Annotated in this window: 17 protein-coding genes; 3 read left to right on the forward strand and 14 right to left on the reverse strand. The window is 73.7% G+C overall.

Translation table 11 applies throughout. The features are described from left to right. Positions 1–240 precede the first annotated feature (240 nt). The gene (locus Q6349_RS13495) at positions 241–900 is read left to right on the forward strand and encodes a sigma-70 family RNA polymerase sigma factor (RefSeq protein ID WP_304604523.1); all 660 of its coding nucleotides are present in this window, start codon (positions 241–243) and stop codon (positions 898–900) included. Here the strand turns inward: Q6349_RS13495 and Q6349_RS13500 are convergent. From Q6349_RS13500 to Q6349_RS13520, 5 genes are all read right to left on the reverse strand, one after another. Beyond that, a complete protein-coding gene (locus Q6349_RS13500) occupies positions 801–1,934 on the reverse strand; it encodes a 3-deoxy-7-phosphoheptulonate synthase (protein ID WP_246246252.1) in 1,134 nt (377 codons plus the stop codon). The two genes, Q6349_RS13495 and Q6349_RS13500, sit on opposite strands and share 100 nt — an antisense overlap. A gap of 274 nt (positions 1,935–2,208) precedes the next feature. After that, positions 2,209–2,709: an NUDIX domain-containing protein gene (locus Q6349_RS13505; RefSeq protein WP_304604524.1), complete on the reverse strand. Its 501-nt coding sequence runs from the start codon at positions 2,707–2,709 to the stop codon at positions 2,209–2,211. 51 nt (positions 2,710–2,760) lie between these two features. Continuing rightward, a complete protein-coding gene (locus Q6349_RS13510; protein WP_304604525.1) occupies positions 2,761–3,495 on the reverse strand; it encodes a glutamine amidotransferase in 735 nt (244 codons plus the stop codon). A gap of 74 nt (positions 3,496–3,569) precedes the next feature. After that, entirely contained in the window at positions 3,570–4,379 is an 810-nt protein-coding gene (locus Q6349_RS13515; protein ID WP_304604526.1) for an ABC transporter permease, read from the reverse strand. Then, on the reverse strand, positions 4,376–5,362 hold the full coding sequence (locus tag Q6349_RS13520; protein WP_304604527.1) for an ABC transporter ATP-binding protein: 987 nt from the start codon (positions 5,360–5,362) through the stop codon (positions 4,376–4,378). The genes Q6349_RS13515 and Q6349_RS13520 overlap by 4 nt, the downstream gene beginning before the upstream one ends. A gap of 152 nt (positions 5,363–5,514) precedes the next feature. Between Q6349_RS13520 and Q6349_RS13525 the strand changes: the two genes are divergently transcribed. Next, positions 5,515–6,084, forward strand: coding sequence for a hypothetical protein (locus tag Q6349_RS13525; protein WP_304604528.1), 570 nt, complete (start codon positions 5,515–5,517; stop codon positions 6,082–6,084). 117 nt (positions 6,085–6,201) lie between these two features. Here the strand turns inward: Q6349_RS13525 and Q6349_RS13530 are convergent, their stop codons facing one another. The 5 genes from Q6349_RS13530 to recR form a co-directional block, all read right to left on the reverse strand. Continuing rightward, positions 6,202–7,323 (reverse strand): aspartate-semialdehyde dehydrogenase, encoded by a 1,122-nt coding sequence (locus Q6349_RS13530; RefSeq protein WP_304604624.1) that lies wholly within the window; start codon positions 7,321–7,323, stop codon positions 6,202–6,204. A gap of 5 nt (positions 7,324–7,328) precedes the next feature. Then, entirely contained in the window at positions 7,329–8,636 is a 1,308-nt protein-coding gene (locus Q6349_RS13535) for an aspartate kinase (RefSeq protein ID WP_304604529.1), read from the reverse strand. A gap of 146 nt (positions 8,637–8,782) precedes the next feature. Beyond that, positions 8,783–9,562, reverse strand: a complete 780-nt coding sequence (locus Q6349_RS13540; RefSeq protein ID WP_304604530.1) for a TSUP family transporter — start codon at positions 9,560–9,562, stop codon at positions 8,783–8,785. A gap of 57 nt (positions 9,563–9,619) precedes the next feature. Continuing rightward, a complete protein-coding gene (locus Q6349_RS13545) occupies positions 9,620–10,198 on the reverse strand; it encodes a DUF5063 domain-containing protein (RefSeq protein ID WP_171245646.1) in 579 nt (192 codons plus the stop codon). 118 nt (positions 10,199–10,316) lie between these two features. Then, positions 10,317–10,916, reverse strand: a complete 600-nt coding sequence (gene recR, locus Q6349_RS13550; protein ID WP_171245648.1) for a recombination mediator RecR — start codon at positions 10,914–10,916, stop codon at positions 10,317–10,319. 48 nt (positions 10,917–10,964) lie between these two features. On the opposite strand from recR, the gene Q6349_RS13555 reads away from it, so the two are divergent. Continuing rightward, a complete protein-coding gene (locus tag Q6349_RS13555; RefSeq protein WP_304604531.1) occupies positions 10,965–11,495 on the forward strand; it encodes an NUDIX hydrolase in 531 nt (176 codons plus the stop codon). Positions 11,496–11,511: 16 nt separating this feature from the next. On the opposite strand, the gene Q6349_RS13560 is transcribed toward Q6349_RS13555, so the two are convergent. The 4 genes from Q6349_RS13560 to Q6349_RS13575 all read right to left on the reverse strand — a co-directional run bounded on the left by Q6349_RS13560 (position 11,512) and on the right by Q6349_RS13575 (position 17,087). Beyond that, positions 11,512–12,351, reverse strand: coding sequence for a CPBP family intramembrane glutamic endopeptidase (locus Q6349_RS13560; RefSeq protein ID WP_304604532.1), 840 nt, complete (start codon positions 12,349–12,351; stop codon positions 11,512–11,514). 153 nt (positions 12,352–12,504) lie between these two features. Then, entirely contained in the window at positions 12,505–14,025 is a 1,521-nt protein-coding gene (locus tag Q6349_RS13565; protein ID WP_304604533.1) for a serine hydrolase, read from the reverse strand. Between the two features lie 39 nt (positions 14,026–14,064). Continuing rightward, positions 14,065–14,496, reverse strand: coding sequence for an NUDIX domain-containing protein (locus Q6349_RS13570; RefSeq protein ID WP_304604534.1), 432 nt, complete (start codon positions 14,494–14,496; stop codon positions 14,065–14,067). Further along, entirely contained in the window at positions 14,493–17,087 is a 2,595-nt protein-coding gene (locus tag Q6349_RS13575) for a DNA polymerase III subunit gamma and tau (protein ID WP_304604535.1), read from the reverse strand. Before Q6349_RS13575 ends, Q6349_RS13570 begins: the two co-directional genes overlap by 4 nt. Between the last annotated feature and the right edge of the window lie 33 nt (positions 17,088–17,120).

The raw sequence follows: 17,120 nt of genomic DNA on the forward strand, positions 1-17,120 counted from the left end.
GGTGGTCCACCGGGTGCCAGGACAGTGGCACGTCGGTATCCTCGAGCACCAGTACAGACCAGACGTTGTTATACAGATTTTACATAAAACGTAAATCAGGGCATAAAGAACGGACGCGGCAGTCGGCACCCTGCAGAACAACCCGTTGCCGAAGATGTCGCTCCGGGGCGTGGATGTGTTACAGGTCACATCGCCAGGTCGGCGAGGTCCTGTCGGAGCGTGGGGGGATGGTGCGGCACCGTGGTCGAGACACCCTCGGATCTCGTGGCGCGCGCGGTAGCCGGTGACGAACAGGCGCTCGCCCAGGTCATGGACACGGTGCGACGCACGGTCGTGCCCTACTGCCGTGCGCGACTGGGGTCGGGAGCCGGGCGCCACACCAGTGCCGACGACGTGGCGCAGGACGTGTGCGAGGCGGTGCTGGTCGCGTTGCCGCGTGCCCGGGGCCCGCTGCTGCCGTTCGTCTACGGCATCGCCGCCCACAAGGTCGCGGACGCGGTGCGGGCGGCCGCGCGGTCACGTCACCTGGTCGAGCTCGACGGAGTGCCGGAACCGGTCGTCGACGGCACGCCGGAGGACAGCGCGATGGCGGCCGACACGTCGGCGCGCCTGCGGGGGATGCTCGACCGCCTGCCCGCGGTGCAGCGGCAGGTCGTGGTGCTGCGGGTCCTGGTCGGCCTGTCCGCGGCACAGGTCGGCAGGAGGCTGGGCATGTCGGCCGGCGCGGTCCGGGTGGCGCAGCACCGCGGGCTGCGCCGGCTGCGGGACCTGGCGGTCGAGCATCCCCCGGACAGGAGGCTTCAGCCCTCGCGACGCGTGCGGATCGCCTCCGCCAGGACCGAGAGCAGCTCCGCCGTCGTGCCCCAGTCCATGCACTTGTCGGTGACCGACCGGCCGTAGACGAGCTGGTCGAGCGGTGCCGGCTGCTGGGCACCCGCCTCCAGGAAGCTCTCCAGCATGAGCCCGCTGATCCCCTGCTCGCCGTCGGCCAGACGCGCCGCGATCTCCCGCACCACCTCGGCCTGGCGCACGTGGTCCTTGCCGGAGTTCCCGTGCGAGGCGTCCACGATCACGCCGTGCTCCACGGGGCCGCCCAGCCCGGAGGTCCGGGCGACGGCCAGCGCGTCGGCGATGTCGGACGCGCCGTAGTTCGGCCCGCCCCGGCCACCGCGGAGGATGACGTGGCAGTCCGGGTTCCCGGCGGTCTCGACGGCGGCCGCACGGCCCTCCGCGTCCGCGCCGAAGAACGTGTGCTCGCTCGCGGCCGTGATGCAGCCGTCCACGGCGATCTGCACGTCCCCGTCCGTGGCGTTCTTGAACCCGACCGGCATCGACAGCCCGGAGGCGAGCTGGCGGTGGACCTGCGACTCCGCGTTGCGCGCGCCGATCGCGCCCCAGGTGACGGCGTCGGCGATGTACTGCGGGGAGGTCGGCTCCAGGAACTCGCAGGCGGCCGGGACACCGGCGTCGAGCACACCCAGGAGCACCTCGCGGGCAAGCCGCAACCCGTGGTGGACGTCGTGCGAACCGTCCAGGTGCGGGTCGTTGATGAGCCCCTTCCACCCGACCGTGGTGCGCGGCTTCTCGAAGTAGACCCGCATGACGACGACCAGCTCGTCGGACAGCTCGCGGGCCAGCGGTGCGAGCCGGCGGGCGTAGTCGAGCGCGGCCGCCGGGTCGTGCACCGAGCACGGGCCCACGATGACCACCAGGCGGTCGTCCTCGCCGCGCAGCACGTCCCGCACCTCGCGCCGGGACGTGGTCACGAGGTCGCTGCGCGCGGTGCCCAGCGGGAGGCGGGCACGCATCGACCGCGGTGCGGGCAGGGGGTCCAGCGCGCGGACGCGGAGGTCGGAGGTCTCGGCCATCAGCTCAGTATCTCGCTCGGCGTCGGCGGTGCGCGCGGCGGGGGTGTCGGAGGTCGTGGTGCTCATGATCGCGGGGCTCCTGGTGGTGCGGTCGGTGTCGGCGGGGCGGCGGTGTCGCCGCACGCGTTCCGATCCCGACCGGAGGCCCGTCCGACGACGAAGGGCCCGGACGCGGTGCGCGTCCCAGGCCCTGTGCTGGCTCCGGTGGAAGGTGTCGGTCAGGCGCGAGCCCGCCGAGCTCCCAGCGGAGCCGGCGTAAAGCGCCAATACCAACGGATGTCCACGGCCACGACAGTACGCGCGCCGTCCCGCCGCGTCCAGCGCCGTCCACGATCCGGGCTCAGGGGCGGACGAACAGCGCCGCGTCGTCCGGCGCCGCGAGGAACTCCCGCTCCCGGTCGAGCCGTTCGCGCGTGGAGTCCGCCAGGTCGGCGGGCAGCTCGTGGCCGGCGAACCACCCGACCTCCAGGGACTCGTCGTCCGCGACCCGGGCGGCCCGGGCGGCCTCGGGCGACACCGGCCGGGCGCGGAACAGGGTGTCCAGGTACGCGGAGCGGTCACCGTTCGGGTACGTCACCACCGGCGTGCTGAACACCCCGACGATCCCGACGACCTCGATCACCACGGCGGTCTCCTCGAGGACCTCGCGCACGATCCCGGCGGCGGGCTGCTCGCCCGGGTCGAGGATCCCGCTGGGGATCGCCCACCGCGCCGTGTCGGCGCGGCGGCCCAGCAGGAGCCGGTGGTCGCCGTCGCGCACGACGGCGCTGACCCCGGGCAGCCACAGCAGGTCGGTACCGACGCGGGCCCGCAGGGCGGCGACATGATCGGGGATCGGCATGCGCCGACCCTATCCCCGCGCGGCTCCGCGAGGCGGCGACGTCGGAGGCCGTCAGTCGCGCGCGTACCGGGTCACGAAGTTGCGCAGGATGCGCATCGGCTCGGTGACCGGTCGTGCCGAGGCCCGCGCGATCACTGCGCCCGCCTCCTCCGGGTCGAAGTAGCCGTGGTGGCGGTACACCCGCACCCGGTCGGTGAGGCCGGCCAGGTCCAGCTCGGGGTGGAACTGCGTGGCGTAGAGGTTCTCGCGCAGCCGGAACATCTGCACCGGTGCCCACGGGGAGAACGCCAGACGCACCGCTCCGGGCGGCAGCTCGCGCATCGCCTCCTTGTGCCCGGCGAACGCCGCGAACGCCGGCGGCACCCCCTCCAGCAGGGGATCCTCGGCGCCCTCGCGGGTGAGCTCGACGGTGACGATGCCGACGTCCTCGCCGTAGTGCCGGTCCACCACTCCCCCGGCGAACGTGCCCAGGGTGCCGACCCCGTAGCACGCCCCCAGGAACGGGAAGTCGCGGTCCACGACCTCCTCGAGCAGGTCGGCCATCTCGCGCTCGACGCGGTGCTGGACCTCGGACTTCTGGTCGTCCGGGTCGGAGGAGTTGAACGGTCCGCCCCCGACGATGATCCCCGAGTAGGCGTCCAGGTCGACGGACGGCATCGGCCCGGCCTCGAGCCGCACCCGGTGGAGCTGCGCCGGGTGGAGCCTGCCGTACCGGCACATCGCCGCGTACTCGCCGTCGGCGGCGACGTCCTCGGCCCGCGTCGCCAGCAGCAGGAACGGCTTCATGACCCGAGGCTATGCCGCGTGCGGGCCGACCGCTCGCGGGCCCGGGGGCCCGTCCGCGAGGCGGCCGGGACGGCTCACGTCCAGCGGAAGAGGCGGACGGCGAGCGGCAGCAGCAGCGCCGTCCACACCACCATGACGACCACCTGCAACGTCGGGAAGCCGTCGTCGAACCACCCGGCGGACAACGCCTGCGAGGCCGCACCGAGCGGGCTGAACTGCCCGATCTCCTGGATCAGGTCGGGCATCGCCGGCCCCGGCGTCCACACCCCGGCGAGCAGCAGCATCGGGAAGTAGATGGACATCGCGATGCCGTTGGCCGCGGACGCCCGGGGGGCGAGCGCCGCGACCACCATGCCCAGGGACAGCATCACGGCCAGGCCCAGCACGAACGCGAGCACGAGGACCGCCGGCTGCGTGGGCGCCGGCACGTCGAAGGCCACGGCCGCGACGACGAGAGCGAGCACGACGCCGACGGAGGTCGTGACCGCGTTGATCACCAGGTGCGCCGCGACGATGCCCTGCGGGCGCATCGGTGTGGTCGAGAGCCGCCGCAGCACCCCCTTCTCGCGGTACGTGGCGAGGGTGACCGGCATGACGGTGAGCGCCGCGGTGCCGACCGCCATCGCCAGGATCGTCGGCACGTAGGTGGCGATGGGCGTGACCTGGTACCAGACGGACCCCGGCGGGGCGCCCTGGATCGGGTCCCGCATGCCCGGGATGAGGAACCCGACGCCGACCAGCACCACCGTCGGGAACACCACCCCGAAGAACGGGGACGCGAGGTCGCGGAACCACACGAGGAACTCGGTCTGCAGCAGACGCCCGAACCCGCGCCACCCGGACGTCCCGGTCAGCCGGCGTCGCTCGGTCGCGGTGGCGGTCATGACCGGTCCCCCTCCGTGGCGAGCGCGGGTTCGTCCTCGTCGTCCTGCTCGGCGTACGTCCGCCCGGTGACGGCGAGGAACACGTCCTCGAGGGTCCTGGTCACGGTGCGGATGTCGTCCGGCACGAGGTCCGCCTCGGCGAGCGCCGGCATGACGGCGAACAGCACCCGTCGCGAGCCGGTGACGGCGACCTCGCCGTCGCTCCCGGGTGCGACGCCGTGGACGTCGGGGTGGGTCTCGGTGAGCCGGTCGAGGACCGCCCGGGCGGGGGCGGCGGTGCCCTCGGCGAAGCGGACGACGACGGTGCGGTCGGCCTGGAGGCCGTCGATGAGCCCGCGCGGGGTCCCCTCGGCCACGACCCGTCCCGCGTCGATGACGACCAGGCGGTCGCAGAGCCGCTCGGCCTCGTCCATGAAGTGGGTGACGAGCAGGATCGTCACGCCCGTCGCCCGGACCCGGTCGACGAGGTCCCACGTGGACCGCCGGGCCTGCGGGTCGAGGCCCGTGGTGAGCTCGTCGAGGATGGCCACCTCCGGGTTGCCCACCAGCGCGAGGGCGATCGACAACCGCTGCTTCTGCCCACCGGACAGGTTGCGGAACTGCTTGTCCGCGTGCTCGGTCAGGTCGAGCAGCGCGAGCAGGTCGGCCGGGTCGGCGGGACGCGGGTAGAACGCGGCGAAGAGCCGGACGGCCTCGCCGACGGTGATGCGGTCGTGGAGGGTCGCCTCCTGGAGCTGGATGCCGAGCCTGTCCCGCACCGCACCGGGGTCGCGCTGGGTGTCGTGGCCGAGCACCCGGGTGGTGCCGCCGTCGGCCCGCCGCATCCCGGCGATGGTCTCGACGGCGGTGGTCTTGCCGGCACCGTTGGGCCCGAGGATGCCGAAGATCTCCCCGGGGCGGACCGAGAACGACACGTCGTCCACCGCGACCTTGTCGCCGTAGGTCTTCCGGAGGTGGCTCACCTCCACGACGGGGCCGTCCATGGCCCCTCCCTTCGCCAGGCGGGACGTCATTCCGATGGTGCCACGCGCGCTCTCGTGGCGCAGGTGTCCGCGACGGTTCTCACCCGGCCGGGGTGGAGGTCCGGCAGGCCTCCCCGTGAGCGGAGAGGTTCCCGGGGGGCGAGGCTGGTGGCATGGACGCGGCGAACACGTGGTCGAGCCTGGCCTTCGTCGCCGCGGGCCTGTGGATCGTGGCCCGACGGCGCCGGCCGGGCGACGGTGCGGAGGCGCCGTCCGCCGCGCGCACCCGAGTCGCCCTCGGGATCCTCGCCGTCGGTATCGGGCTGGGTTCCGTGGTCCAGCACGGTCCGGCTCCCGCCTGGAACCCGGTCGTCCACGACCCCCCGCTGCTGGGCGCCTACGCCCTCGTGGCCGCGGACGCCGTCGCGGACCTGACCGGTCGACGGCTGCGCACGTGGTGGTGGCTGGTCCCGACGCTCGCCGACGCGGTCCTGGCCGCCGTGTCACCGGCGGCGTCCATCGTCGCGCAGGGGACGGCGTCGGTCGTCGCGGTCGTGGCGATCCTGCTGCGTGCCGTCGCCCGCCCGGTGCTGCGACCCCGGCTGCTCACCGCCCTCGTCGTGCTCGGCGTCGGAGCGCTGATCGGCTTCGTCGAACCGTGGGGCCACGTGGCCTGGCACGTGCTCGCCGCGGCGGCGATCGTGGTCGTGGCTCCCGCCGTCGGGCGCCGTGCGCCGGGCTGACACGACGAGGGGCCCGGGGGGAGCGTCTCGCTCTCCCCGGGCCCCTTCGTGCACGACCTCGGCAGCCTGACTCGCGGCCAGACCTCCTGACTCGCGATCAGGTGCCCTGACCGGCGGTCAGGCGTCGGCGGCCACCGACTCCGCGGCCTCCGCCGCGTCGTACGTCGCCAGCTCGGCGATGTCGGCCGCGACGAGCTCGCCGATCTGGATCGCGTTGAGCGCCGCACCCTTGCGCAGGTTGTCGTTCGCGACGAACAGCACCAGCCCGCGACCGTCCGGGACGGACTGGTCGGTGCGGATGCGGCCGACGAACGACGGGTCGGCACCCGCCGCGCCGAGCGGCGTCGGGACCTCGGTGAGCTCCACGCCCGGGGCGTCGGCCAGCAGCTCGCGCGCCCGGTCGGGGGTGATGGCCGAGCCGAACTCGGCGTGGATCGCCAGCGAGTGACCCGTGAAGACCGGCACGCGCACGCAGGTCCCCGCGACGGCGAGGTCCGGCAGGCCGAGGATCTTGCGGGACTCGTTGCGGAGCTTCTGCTCCTCGTCCGTCTCCTCGGAGCCGTCGTCGACGATCGCACCGGCCATCGCCACCACGTCGAAGGCGATCGGCGCGACGTACTTCTCCGGCGTCGGGAACTCGACGGCGCCGCCGTCGTGCGTCAGGCCCTCGAGGTCACCGGCGGTCGCGGCGCGCGCCTGGTCGGCGAGCTCCTTCACGCCGCCCAGCCCGGACCCGGACACCGCCTGGTACGTGGCGACGCGCAGACGCTCCAGCCCGGCCTCGGCCGTCAGCGGCTTCAGCACCGGCATCGCGGCCATCGTGGTGCAGTTCGGGTTGGCGATGATGCCCTTCGAGGCCTCGCTGATCGCCTCGGGGTTGACCTCGGAGACCACCAGCGGGACCTCGGGGTCGAGCCGCCAGGCGGACGAGTTGTCGATGACCACGGCCCCCGCCTCGGCGAAGCGCGGGGCGTGCTCGCGGGAGGTGCCGCCGCCCGCGGAGAACAGGGCGATGTCGATGTCGGCGAGGTCGTCGGTGGCCGTGGCCGCCGTGTCCTCGACGGTGACGTCGACGCCCTCGTAGGTGATCGTCGACCCGGCCGACCGCGCCGAGGCGAACAGCCGCAGCTCCTTGATCGGGAAGGCCCGCTCGGCGAGCAGCTTGCGCATCACGGCGCCGACCTGACCGGTCGCACCGACGACGGCGACGTTGACTCCGGTGGAGTTGATCTGTGCCACGTGGCTCACCGCCCCGTCCCGGCGTAGACGACGGCCTCGCCCTCGTCGGAGTCCAGCTCGAACGCGGTGTGGATGGCGCGCACGGCGTCGTCGAGGCTGTCCGCGCGGGTGACGACCGAGATGCGGATCTCGGAGGTGGAGATCATCTCGATGTTGATGCCGGCGTCGCGCAGCGCCCCGAACAGGCGCGCGGAGATGCCGGGGTGCGACTTCATGCCGGCGCCCACGAGCGAGACCTTGCCGATCTCGTCGTCGATCTGCAGGTCGATGAACTTCAGCTCGGACTTCACGGCGTTGAGCGCCGCCGTCGTCGAGCGGACGTCGGCGTGCGGGAGCGTGAAGGAGATGTCGGTCCGGCCGGTGTCGGCGGCGGAGACGTTCTGCACGATCATGTCGATGTTCGTGCCGGCCGCGGCCACGACCTCGAAGATGCGGGCCGCCTGGCCCAGGGTGTCGGGCACGCCGACGATGGTGATCTTGGCCTCGCTGCGGTCGTGCGCGACGCCGGAGATGATCGGGTCTTCCATGGGGGCTTCCTCCTGCTCCTCGGAGCTGGCGTTCGGGTCGATGAGGTCTCCGTGGGTGCCCTTGACGAGGGTGCCGGGCTTGCCCGAGAACGAGCTGCGCACGTGCACCGGCACGCCGTAGCGGCGGGCGTACTCGACGGCGCGCAGCGCCAGCACCTTGGCGCCGGAGGCGGCGAGCTCGAGCATCTCTTCGTAGGTGACCTTGTCGATCTTGCGAGCGCCCGGCGCGATGCGGGGGTCCGCGGTGAAGATGCCGTCGACGTCGGTGTAGATCTCGCAGACGTCGGCGTCGAGACCGGCGGCCAGTGCGACCGCCGTCGTGTCGGAACCGCCACGACCCAGGGTGGTGACGTCGTTGTTGCCGCGGTTGACGCCCTGGAACCCCGCGACGATCGCGACCTGGCCCTTCTCGAGGGTCTGGCGGATGCGGTGCGGGACGACGTCGACGATGCGGGCCTTGCCGTGGACCGCGTCGGTGAGGAGACCGGCCTGCTGGCCGGTGAAGGACTTCGCCTTGACCCCGAGCTTGTCGATCGCCATGGCGAGGAGCGACATCGAGATCCGCTCACCGGCGGTGAGCAGGATGTCCATCTCGCGCTGCGGCGGTCGGGGACTGATGTCGGCGGCGAGATCGAGGAGCTCGTCGGTGGTGTCGCCCATGGCGCTCACCACGACGACCACGTCGTTGCCGGCGCGCCTGGCCTCGGCGATGCGCTTGGCCACGCGCTTGATCGAGCGGGCGTCCGAGACGGACGACCCGCCGTACTTCTGCACGACCAGTGCCATGCATACAACCTTTCTGTCGCCGGCCTCCGTCTCTCTCAACGGTCCGCCGGTCCCTTGTGTGTGCGCGGTCCATCGTAGCGACCCCACGTGACGAGCGGTGTGCCAGGTGTCACATCCGGGCGGATCGGGGCCCGTCCCGGGCGTCCCTACGCCGCGGCGGTGACGACGTCGTACCCGAGCGTGCAGATGAGCGCGCCGACCACGACGACGAACACCGCACGGACGAACCTGCTGCCCTTCGACACCGCCATCCGGGCCCCGACGTACCCGCCGACGAGGTTCGCGACGCCGATCGCCAGCCCCAGGCTCCACACGACGGCCCCGGCGGGCACGAAGAAGATCAGGGCACCCAGGTTGGTGGCGAAGTTCACGATCTTCGCGAGCGCCGAGGCCGGCAGGAACGCGTACCCGAGGATGCTCACCAGGGAGATGACCAGGAAGGTGCCGGTGCCCGGACCGAGCAGCCCGTCGTACGCGCCGATGACGAGGCCGATGCCGGCGGCGGTCCAGCGGTGCCGGTTGCCCTCCCAGCGCAGGTTGTCGTACCGGCCGAGCTGTGGCCGGGCGAGGGTGAAGACCGCCACGCCGATCAGGACCACCAGGATGATCGGCGTGAACAGCTCGGCGGGGATCTGCGTCGCCAGCGCGGCTCCCCCGACGGCGCCGGCCAGCGCGGCCGCGGCCATCGGCCCGGCCGTGGTCAGGTCCGGCCCCACACGCCGGTAGTAGGTGATCGAGCTGACCGAGGTGCCCATGATCGAGCCGAGCTTGTTGGTCGCCAGCGCCTGCACCGGCGACATCCCCGGCACGAGCAGCAGCGCCGGGAGCTGGATGAGTCCCCCGCCGCCGACGACGGCGTCGACCCAGCCGGCGGTCAGTCCGGCCAGGACGAGCAGGGCGACGGTGGTGGGGTCGAGGTCGGGCACGTCCGGAATCCTCGCACGCGGCGACCGCTCGCGACGCGCGGTCCGGGCCGCGCGCGATCAGGAGTGCAGGGCGTCGTACTCCGCCTCGGCGGCCACGTCGGCCTCCACGTCGAGGCGCAGGTGCGCCAGCACCGACTGCAGCAGACGCAGCGCCGACGAGGCGCGCTCACCCCAGCTGGACAGGTAGGAGAACTGCCACCACCACAGGCCCTCGAGCTCGTGCCCGTCGTCGAAGTGCTGCAGCCCCTTGGCGATCTCCTCGGCGACGCACGCCAGGTCGCCGGACAGCGACGCCGGGCCGAGCTCCCGGCCCAGCACCGGGTCGACGACCTCGACGTAGTCGTCGAACCCGTCGAACATCTGGCCCAGGGCCGTGCGGAGGGGGTCGACGTCGGTCTCGCGGCCCGCGTCGGGCTCGAACCGCTGCGGCGGCACGACGTCGACGATGGCGGCCAGGCGGGCGCCCGCGGCCAGCAGGTCGGAGGTGGCCAGGATCAGCAGGGACAGCTCGGCCCCCGGGAACCCGCCGGAGGCGACCTGCGACGCCGTGGACAGGAACGTCCGCGCCTGCGTCGACATCTGGTCGGCGACCTCGCGGAGCTCGGAGTCTGCAGCGATCTCTGACACGGTGCTCATCCGTCCTGTGGTGCCTGCCGTCGGCCGGTCGGGCCGACGGACGGTCGTGCTCCGTCCCAGTCTCCACCGACAGGCCGCCCGGGCGCCAGACGGGCCCGCGAGGTCGACGGGCCCCGGTTCAGCCGCCGACGACGCGCCGTCCCTCGAACGCACGGCCGAGGGTGACCTCGTCGGCGTACTCCAGGTCCCCGCCGACCGGCAGCCCGGAAGCGAGCCGGGACACCGTCACCCCCATCGGCCCGATGAGGCGGGAGAGGTAGGTGGCGGTGGCCTCGCCCTCGACGTTCGGGTCGGTCGCGATGATGACCTCGGTGACGGTGCCGTCGGCCAGTCGCGCCATGAGCTCGCTGATCCGCAGGTCGTCCGGTCCGACGTTCTCCAGCGGATTGATGGCGCCGCCGAGCACGTGGTACTTGCCGCGGAACTCCCGCGTGCGCTCGATCGCCACGACGTCCTTCGGCTCCTCGACGACGCAGATCACCTCGTCGCTGCGCCGCGGGTCCGCGCACACCCGGCAGGTCGCCGACTCCGCGACGTTCCCGCAGGTCTCGCAGAACTGCACCCGCGCCTTGACCTCCGTCAGGGCGTCCACCAGCCGCCGCACGTCCGCGGCGTCGGTGGCGAGCAGATGGAACGCGATGCGCTGCGCGCTCTTGGGCCCGACACCGGGAAGCCGGCCGAGCTCGTCGATCAGGTCCTGGACCGCACCTTCGTACACGCGCCCAGCCTACGGCGCGGCGGGGACTTCTCCGGCATGATGCGAGGGATGAGCGAGGACACGAGGGACGAGCTCGTCGCCCTCTTCGACGAAACCGGTGCACCGTGCGGCACCGCGTCGCGTCGTCGCGTGCGGGCCGAGAACCTGCGCCACGCGGCGACGGCCGTCGTCGTCCGCAACGCCGCCGGCGAGGTCTACGTGCACCGCCGCACGGACACCAAGGACGTCTACCCCGGCCGCTACGACTTCTGCGCCGGCGGGGTGCTGCGGGCCGGCGAGTCCCCGTTGCAGTCCGCACGCCGCGAGGTCGCCGAGGAGCTCGGCGTCCAGGGGGTCCCCCTGCTGCGGCTCGGCGAGCGGGACTACGCCGACGCGCACACGCGATACCGCGCGTTCCTGTTCACCTGCACCTACGACGGCCCCGTGCGGTGGCAGCCGGAGGAGGTGGCCTGGGGCCGGTGGGTCTCCCCCCGGCGCCTGGTCGAGATGGTGGACGAGCTCGCGTTCGTGCCCGACTCGGTGGCCGTCCTGGACCGCTGGCTCGACGCCCTGCGGGCCTCCGGCCACGGGAGCGACTGAGGGGCGGGCCGGCCGCTCAGGCTGCCCGGTGGGCGCGGTTCCGCGCCGCGTCGAACCCGAGTCGACCCCTGGTCACGAGGACGAGCACGACCGCGGCGGTCACGAGGGTGGCCCCGATGGCGACGTCGACGGTCGTGTTGTCCGCGCGGAGCACGAGGTGGTCGAGCGCCGGGGTGAAGCTCCCGTGCAGCAGGATGCACAGCAGGACGCTGCCGGTGCGGTTGTAGAGCCAGGTGTAGAAGAACGCGAACACCATCGGACCGACGAACCCGAGCCCGTACAACGGGAGGTGCCAGACTCCCCAGACCACCGCGAGGAGGCAGGTGGCGGCCAGCGGGGCGAAGCGCTCCTGGAGCCGGGGCAGGGCGAACCCTCGCCAGCCGGGCTCCTCGAACCCACCGCCGACGGTGGCCACGAGCAGGAACGTCCCGAGGTAGGCGGGCAGCCGCTCGCCGAGCAGCGCGAGGTCGATCTCCTGACCGACCAGGGCGAGCTCGACGTTCACGATCGCGAGGAGCAGCGGCGGCAGGCCGAGCGCGTAGAGGTAGTACCGCAGCGGGACGCGCCACCGGACGATCTGCCGCGCCCACGGACGGACGGGCGCCCCGGTGCCGCGGAGCACGATCAGCGCGGAGGCCGCCGGCCCGAGCCCTCCCACGAGCAGCAGGGCCTGGGCCGCGGGTCCGCCGAGGCCGGCGACCAGGGGCACCCACAGGGTCCACGAGATCCCGTAGGCGAGCACGACGAAGGCGGCCGGCGGATGCGCCGCCACCCAGCGGCGCAGGGCCCGTGGACCGTGGTCGGCGGTGCCGGGGGGCCGCGGGGTTCGCGGGGGTCCGGCGTCCGGTGTCGTCATGGTGCGCCCCCGGGGCGGTCACGTGGTCACTGAGCCCTGCTGCGACCAGCCAACCCCGCCCGCCGTCGGGACGGTAGGGACCAACGGCCCGACCGCACGGGACTCCTTGCCCCGTCCGCTCGGACCCGCTCGCACCGGACGGGCCGCACGCCGTCACACCTGACCCGGCGGCGGCTCCCGTCGCGCTCCGACCCCTGTCGCACGCAGCAGAGCGGTCCGGCCGAACGACACCGGCTGGTCCGCGGCCACCTCGACCCGTTGCCCTGCGGCGTCACCCCCGAACGAGAGCCGGACCTCGAGGGTGAAGGGCGTGCCGCACCGGATCATGCGGAGGGTCAGCTCGTGACCCCCCGTCCAGGCGGCGGCCCCGGCGACGGCGACCCGCTCACCGTGGTCCAGCTCGGCGCGGCCGGTGACCCACCGCCCGAGACCGCACCGCACCGTGTGCTCGGCGCCGCCCGGCGCGCCGACCCACCGGAACGCCAGGTCACCGTCGACGCGGTCCACCGAGATCGCGTGCCAGGGCAACGGGGTGTCGGACGGCGCGGCCTCCGCGTCGTCCTCCGGGTCCAGCACGAACCAGCAGCCGCGCACCACGTCCTCGAGCACGCCGTGCTCCCAGCCTGACGGCGTGAGGACCGCCAGGTCGTCCGGGGCGAACGACGTGGCATCCGCGGGTTGCGGGGAGCCGAGCTCCGGCACCCGGTCGAAGGCGCGGCCGAGCGTGTCCCAGATCGCGTCCAGCTCGGCCGCGGTCTCGGTGGTGCCGCTGGTCAGCACCACCACGGCGTCGTGCTCCGGCCAGACGACGACGAACTGGCCGAACGCGCCGTCGGCCCGGTACGCACCGTGCCGGCATCGCCAGAACTGGTACCCGTAGCCCTGCTCCCAGTCGGGCTTCACGTCCGGGCCGTTGTCCACCTGCGCGGCGGTCATCTCGTCGACCCAGGACGACGGGACGAGCTGCCGGCCGCCCCAGCGGCCCCGCCGGAGCCAGAGCTGCCCGAGCGCCGCGAGGTCCTCCGTGGTGACGGCGAGCCCGTACCCGCCGACGTCGATCCCCTGCGGGCTCTGCTCCCAGGTCGCGCCGGCGATGCCCAGCGGCTCGAACAGGCGGGGGGTCAGCCAGTCGAGCAGCCGCTGCCCGGTGAGCCGGTGCAGGATCGCGGACAGCAGGTACGTGGCCCCCGTGTCGTACACGAACCGGGTCCCCGGCGCGTGGACCATCGGGGAGGCCAGGATGTCCCGTGCCCAGCCCGACCCGGGTCGGTGCAGGTTCCGCAGGGTGAAGTTCATGGTGTCGGTGCCGTGACCGCTGGTCATGGTCAGCAGGTCGCGCACGGTCATCGCCGCCAGATGCTCCGGCGGGTCCGCGGGGGCGTCCTCCGGCAGCAGGTCGACCACCCGGTCACCGGTGCCGAGCAGCCCCTCGTGCACGGCCATCCCGACCGCCGTGGCGGTGACCGACTTGGAGACCGAGAACGTCCGGTGCGGATCGCCCGGGGCGAAAGGATCCCACCACGCCTCGGCGACCACGTGACCGTGCCGCAGCACCATCAGGCTGTGGACGTCACGGACCTGGTCGAGAGCCGCGACGAGGCGCCGCAGGGACTCGGGGTCGACCCCCTGGGACACGGGGGTCGCGCGGGGCAGGAGGTGGTGCGTCGTCGTCACGGAACCACTGTCGCAGGTCGAGGCCGAGGCTCCGGCGGGCTACCCCGGCGTCGTCCGGGGCCGCCCGGCACCGAACCGGGACATCAGCTCCTGCGACAGCGGGGCGACGGGGAACGGGGTGACGGGGTCGTGCGGGTCGACCCAGCGCAGCTCGGCGAGCTCCGCGAGCGCCCGGGGCTCGAAACCCGTCGGCAGCTCGACCTCGAAGACGTGCGCGTCGACGACGTGGTCGGGCTCGTTCGCGGCCGTGGCATGGTGCTGCCCGAGGGCTCGCACGCGCGGCGGGGCGGCGTCCAGGCCGATCTCCTCGGCGCACTCGCGCAGGAGCGCGTCGCGCGGGGACTCGCCGGCCTCGATCTTGCCGCCCACCTGGATGAACGTCCCGGTGCGCTGCTTGCGCACGAGGAGCCACCGGCCGTGGCGGACGATGACGGCCGCCACGATGTGCAGGGTGGTGGCCGCCGCGGTCACGCCTCGTCCGCCGTCTCGTCGATGATCTTGCCGTCCAGCATCTTGACGACGAGCGGCACGCCGACGAGACCGGAGGAGACCAGCTCGGCGTCCGTGTCGGAGGTGTCGTCCTCGTCCGGCGCCGTGGCCGGCGTCGCCGGGGACCGCTCGGGTGCCGGCGCGGCCGTCGCGGCGGCGGAGCGCATCCGGTGCGGCCACGGGTCCGCCGACGGCCCGACCGGTGCCGGCGTCCCGGTGGACGCGGAGGTGTCGTGCGACCACGACACCGTCGGGGCTGCGGCGACGGCCTCGTCCGGATCCGGCCGGGCCGGCGCACCGCCGGACGGCGCGGCCGACGCGGCCGACGCCGCGCTCTGCGACGTCGCGGCGGACGCCCCGGCGAGCCAGGCGTCGTCCGCGGCCCGGGCGGCGTCCGCCGCCGCGTCGTCGGCGCGGTCGTGCGCGGGTCCGTCGGGGTGCGGCGCGCTGTCGACCGGATCGGCCACCCGTTCGGCGACGGCGACCCCGGTGCGGCCCGTCGTGGCCGCCGAGACCTGGGACGGGGCCGACGGCGCACCGCCGTCGGCTCCCTGGGGGGCGGGCCCGTCCGACTCCGGGGCCTCCTGCGACCGCGACGGTCCGGACTCCACCGCGGGCTGTTCGCCCGGCGCCGACGCGGGTCCGGGCGCCCCGACGGTGACGTCGATCTGCGCACGCAGGCCCAGGGTCTGGTAGACGGCTTCGGCGAACGCCTCCAGGTGCCGCGGCTGGGAGAAGTTCCGGGCCAGTCCCTCGGTCTGGAAGCTGAGCCGGAGCCGGTCACCCGCCAGCGAGCCGATCTGCGCGTTCTGCTCGACCAGCGCCCGGGTCACCGGGCTGGCGAGGTTGGCGACGATCTCCTCCCACCGGCGCCGCAGGTCCTCGGCCGTCGTCCCCGTCGGCTCCGCGGACGGTGCCGGCGCGGCGGGCTGTTCCTGCGGGCGGGCGGCGGGCGGTGCGGTGGTCGCGCGCTCCTCGGTGGCGGAGACCCCGACGGGCGGCTCCGCCGCGTCCACCGGGTCCGTCACCGGGGCTTCGGGCTCCGTGGTGGATCCGGGCTCGGACGGCTCCGTACCGACCGGCTCGGCCGGTGCGGGCGGCTCGGTCGCCACCGGCTCGGTGGTCTCGCGCGCCTCCGTGGGCGCGTCGTCCGCCCCGGGCGTCGCCTCGACCGGCGTCGGTGCGGGAGCCTGAGCAGGCGCCGCCTCCCGCGGCGACGGCTCGGTCGGTTCCGGGGCGGGCTCGGGGGCGCTGACCTCCGCCACGGTGCGGCGGCTCCGGGCCAGCGCGGCGCGGGCGGCGGCCGCACCGGACAGCCCCGCAGGCGCGGTCGGCTCCTCCGCCGGCTCGGCCGCCACGGCCGGTGGCGTCGTCGTGCCGGGCGCCGCACCGACCGGTCCCGCGGCCACCGCACCCCGCTCGAGACGGTCCAGACGAGCCGCGAGCCCCTCCGTACCGTCGTCGGCGCCCGGCAGGAGCAGACGGGCGCACAGCAGCTCGAGGTGCAGCCGGGGCGAGGTCGCCCCGGTCATCTCGGTCAGGGCGGTGTTGACGAGGTCGGCGGCGCGGGAGAGCTCCGAGAAGCCGAGGTTGGCGGCCTGGTGGCGCATCCGCTCGAGCTGGTCGGCGGGCAGGTCGCGCAGCACGGCGTCGGCGGCCTCGCCGGAGACCGCGATGACGATGAGGTCGCGCAGGCGTTCGAGGACGTCCTCCACGAAGCGACGGGGCTCGTGACCGGTGGCGATGACGTGGTCGATGACGCGGAAGATCGAGGCCCCGTCGCGGGCGGCGATGGCGTCGACGACGTCGTCGAGCAGGGTGCCGTGGGTGAACCCGAGCAGGCTGACCGCGAGGTCGTACTCCACGGTGCCGGACGACCCGGCGATGAGCTGGTCCAGCACGGAGAGCGTGTCACGCACCGATCCTCCGCCGGCGCGGGTGACCAGCGGGACCACACCGGCACCGAGCTCGATCCCCTCGGCGGCGCAGAGCTGCTCGAGGTAGGGACCGAGCACGTCCGGCGGGACCAGCCGGAACGGGTAGTGGTGGGTGCGCGAGCGGATCGTGCCGATGACCTTGTCCGGCTCCGTCGTCGCGAACACGAACTTGATGTGCTCGGGCGGCTCCTCGACGATCTTGAGCAGCGCGTTGAAGCCGTGCGAGGTCACCATGTGCGCCTCGTCCAGCACGAAGATCTTGTACCGGTCGCGGGCCGGGGCGAAGGTGGCGCGCTCGCGCAGGTCGCGGGCGTCGTCGACGCCGTTGTGGCTGGCGGCGTCGATCTCGACGACGTCCAGCGAGCCGGGACCGCCACGGGCCAGCTCGACGCACGAGGGGCACTCGCCGCACGGGGTGTCCAGCGGCTTCTCGGGGGTGTTCCGGTGGCAGTTGAGCGTGCGCGCGAGGATACGGGCCGACGTCGTCTTGCCGCAGCCGCGCGGTCCCGAGAACAGGTAGGCGTGGTTGGCACGACCGGTCCGCAGCGCCTGCCGCAGGGGTGCGGTGACGTGGTCCTGGCCGATGACCTCGGCAAAGGTCTCGGGCCGGTAGCGGCGGTACAGAGCGGTCGTCACGCAGCCACTGTAGACGTCGGGGGCGACACGAAC

Origin of the sequence: Isoptericola sp. 178 (assembly GCF_030586525.1) — a bacterium.
Taxonomy (GTDB): Bacteria; Actinomycetota; Actinomycetes; order Actinomycetales; family Cellulomonadaceae; genus Isoptericola; species Isoptericola sediminis.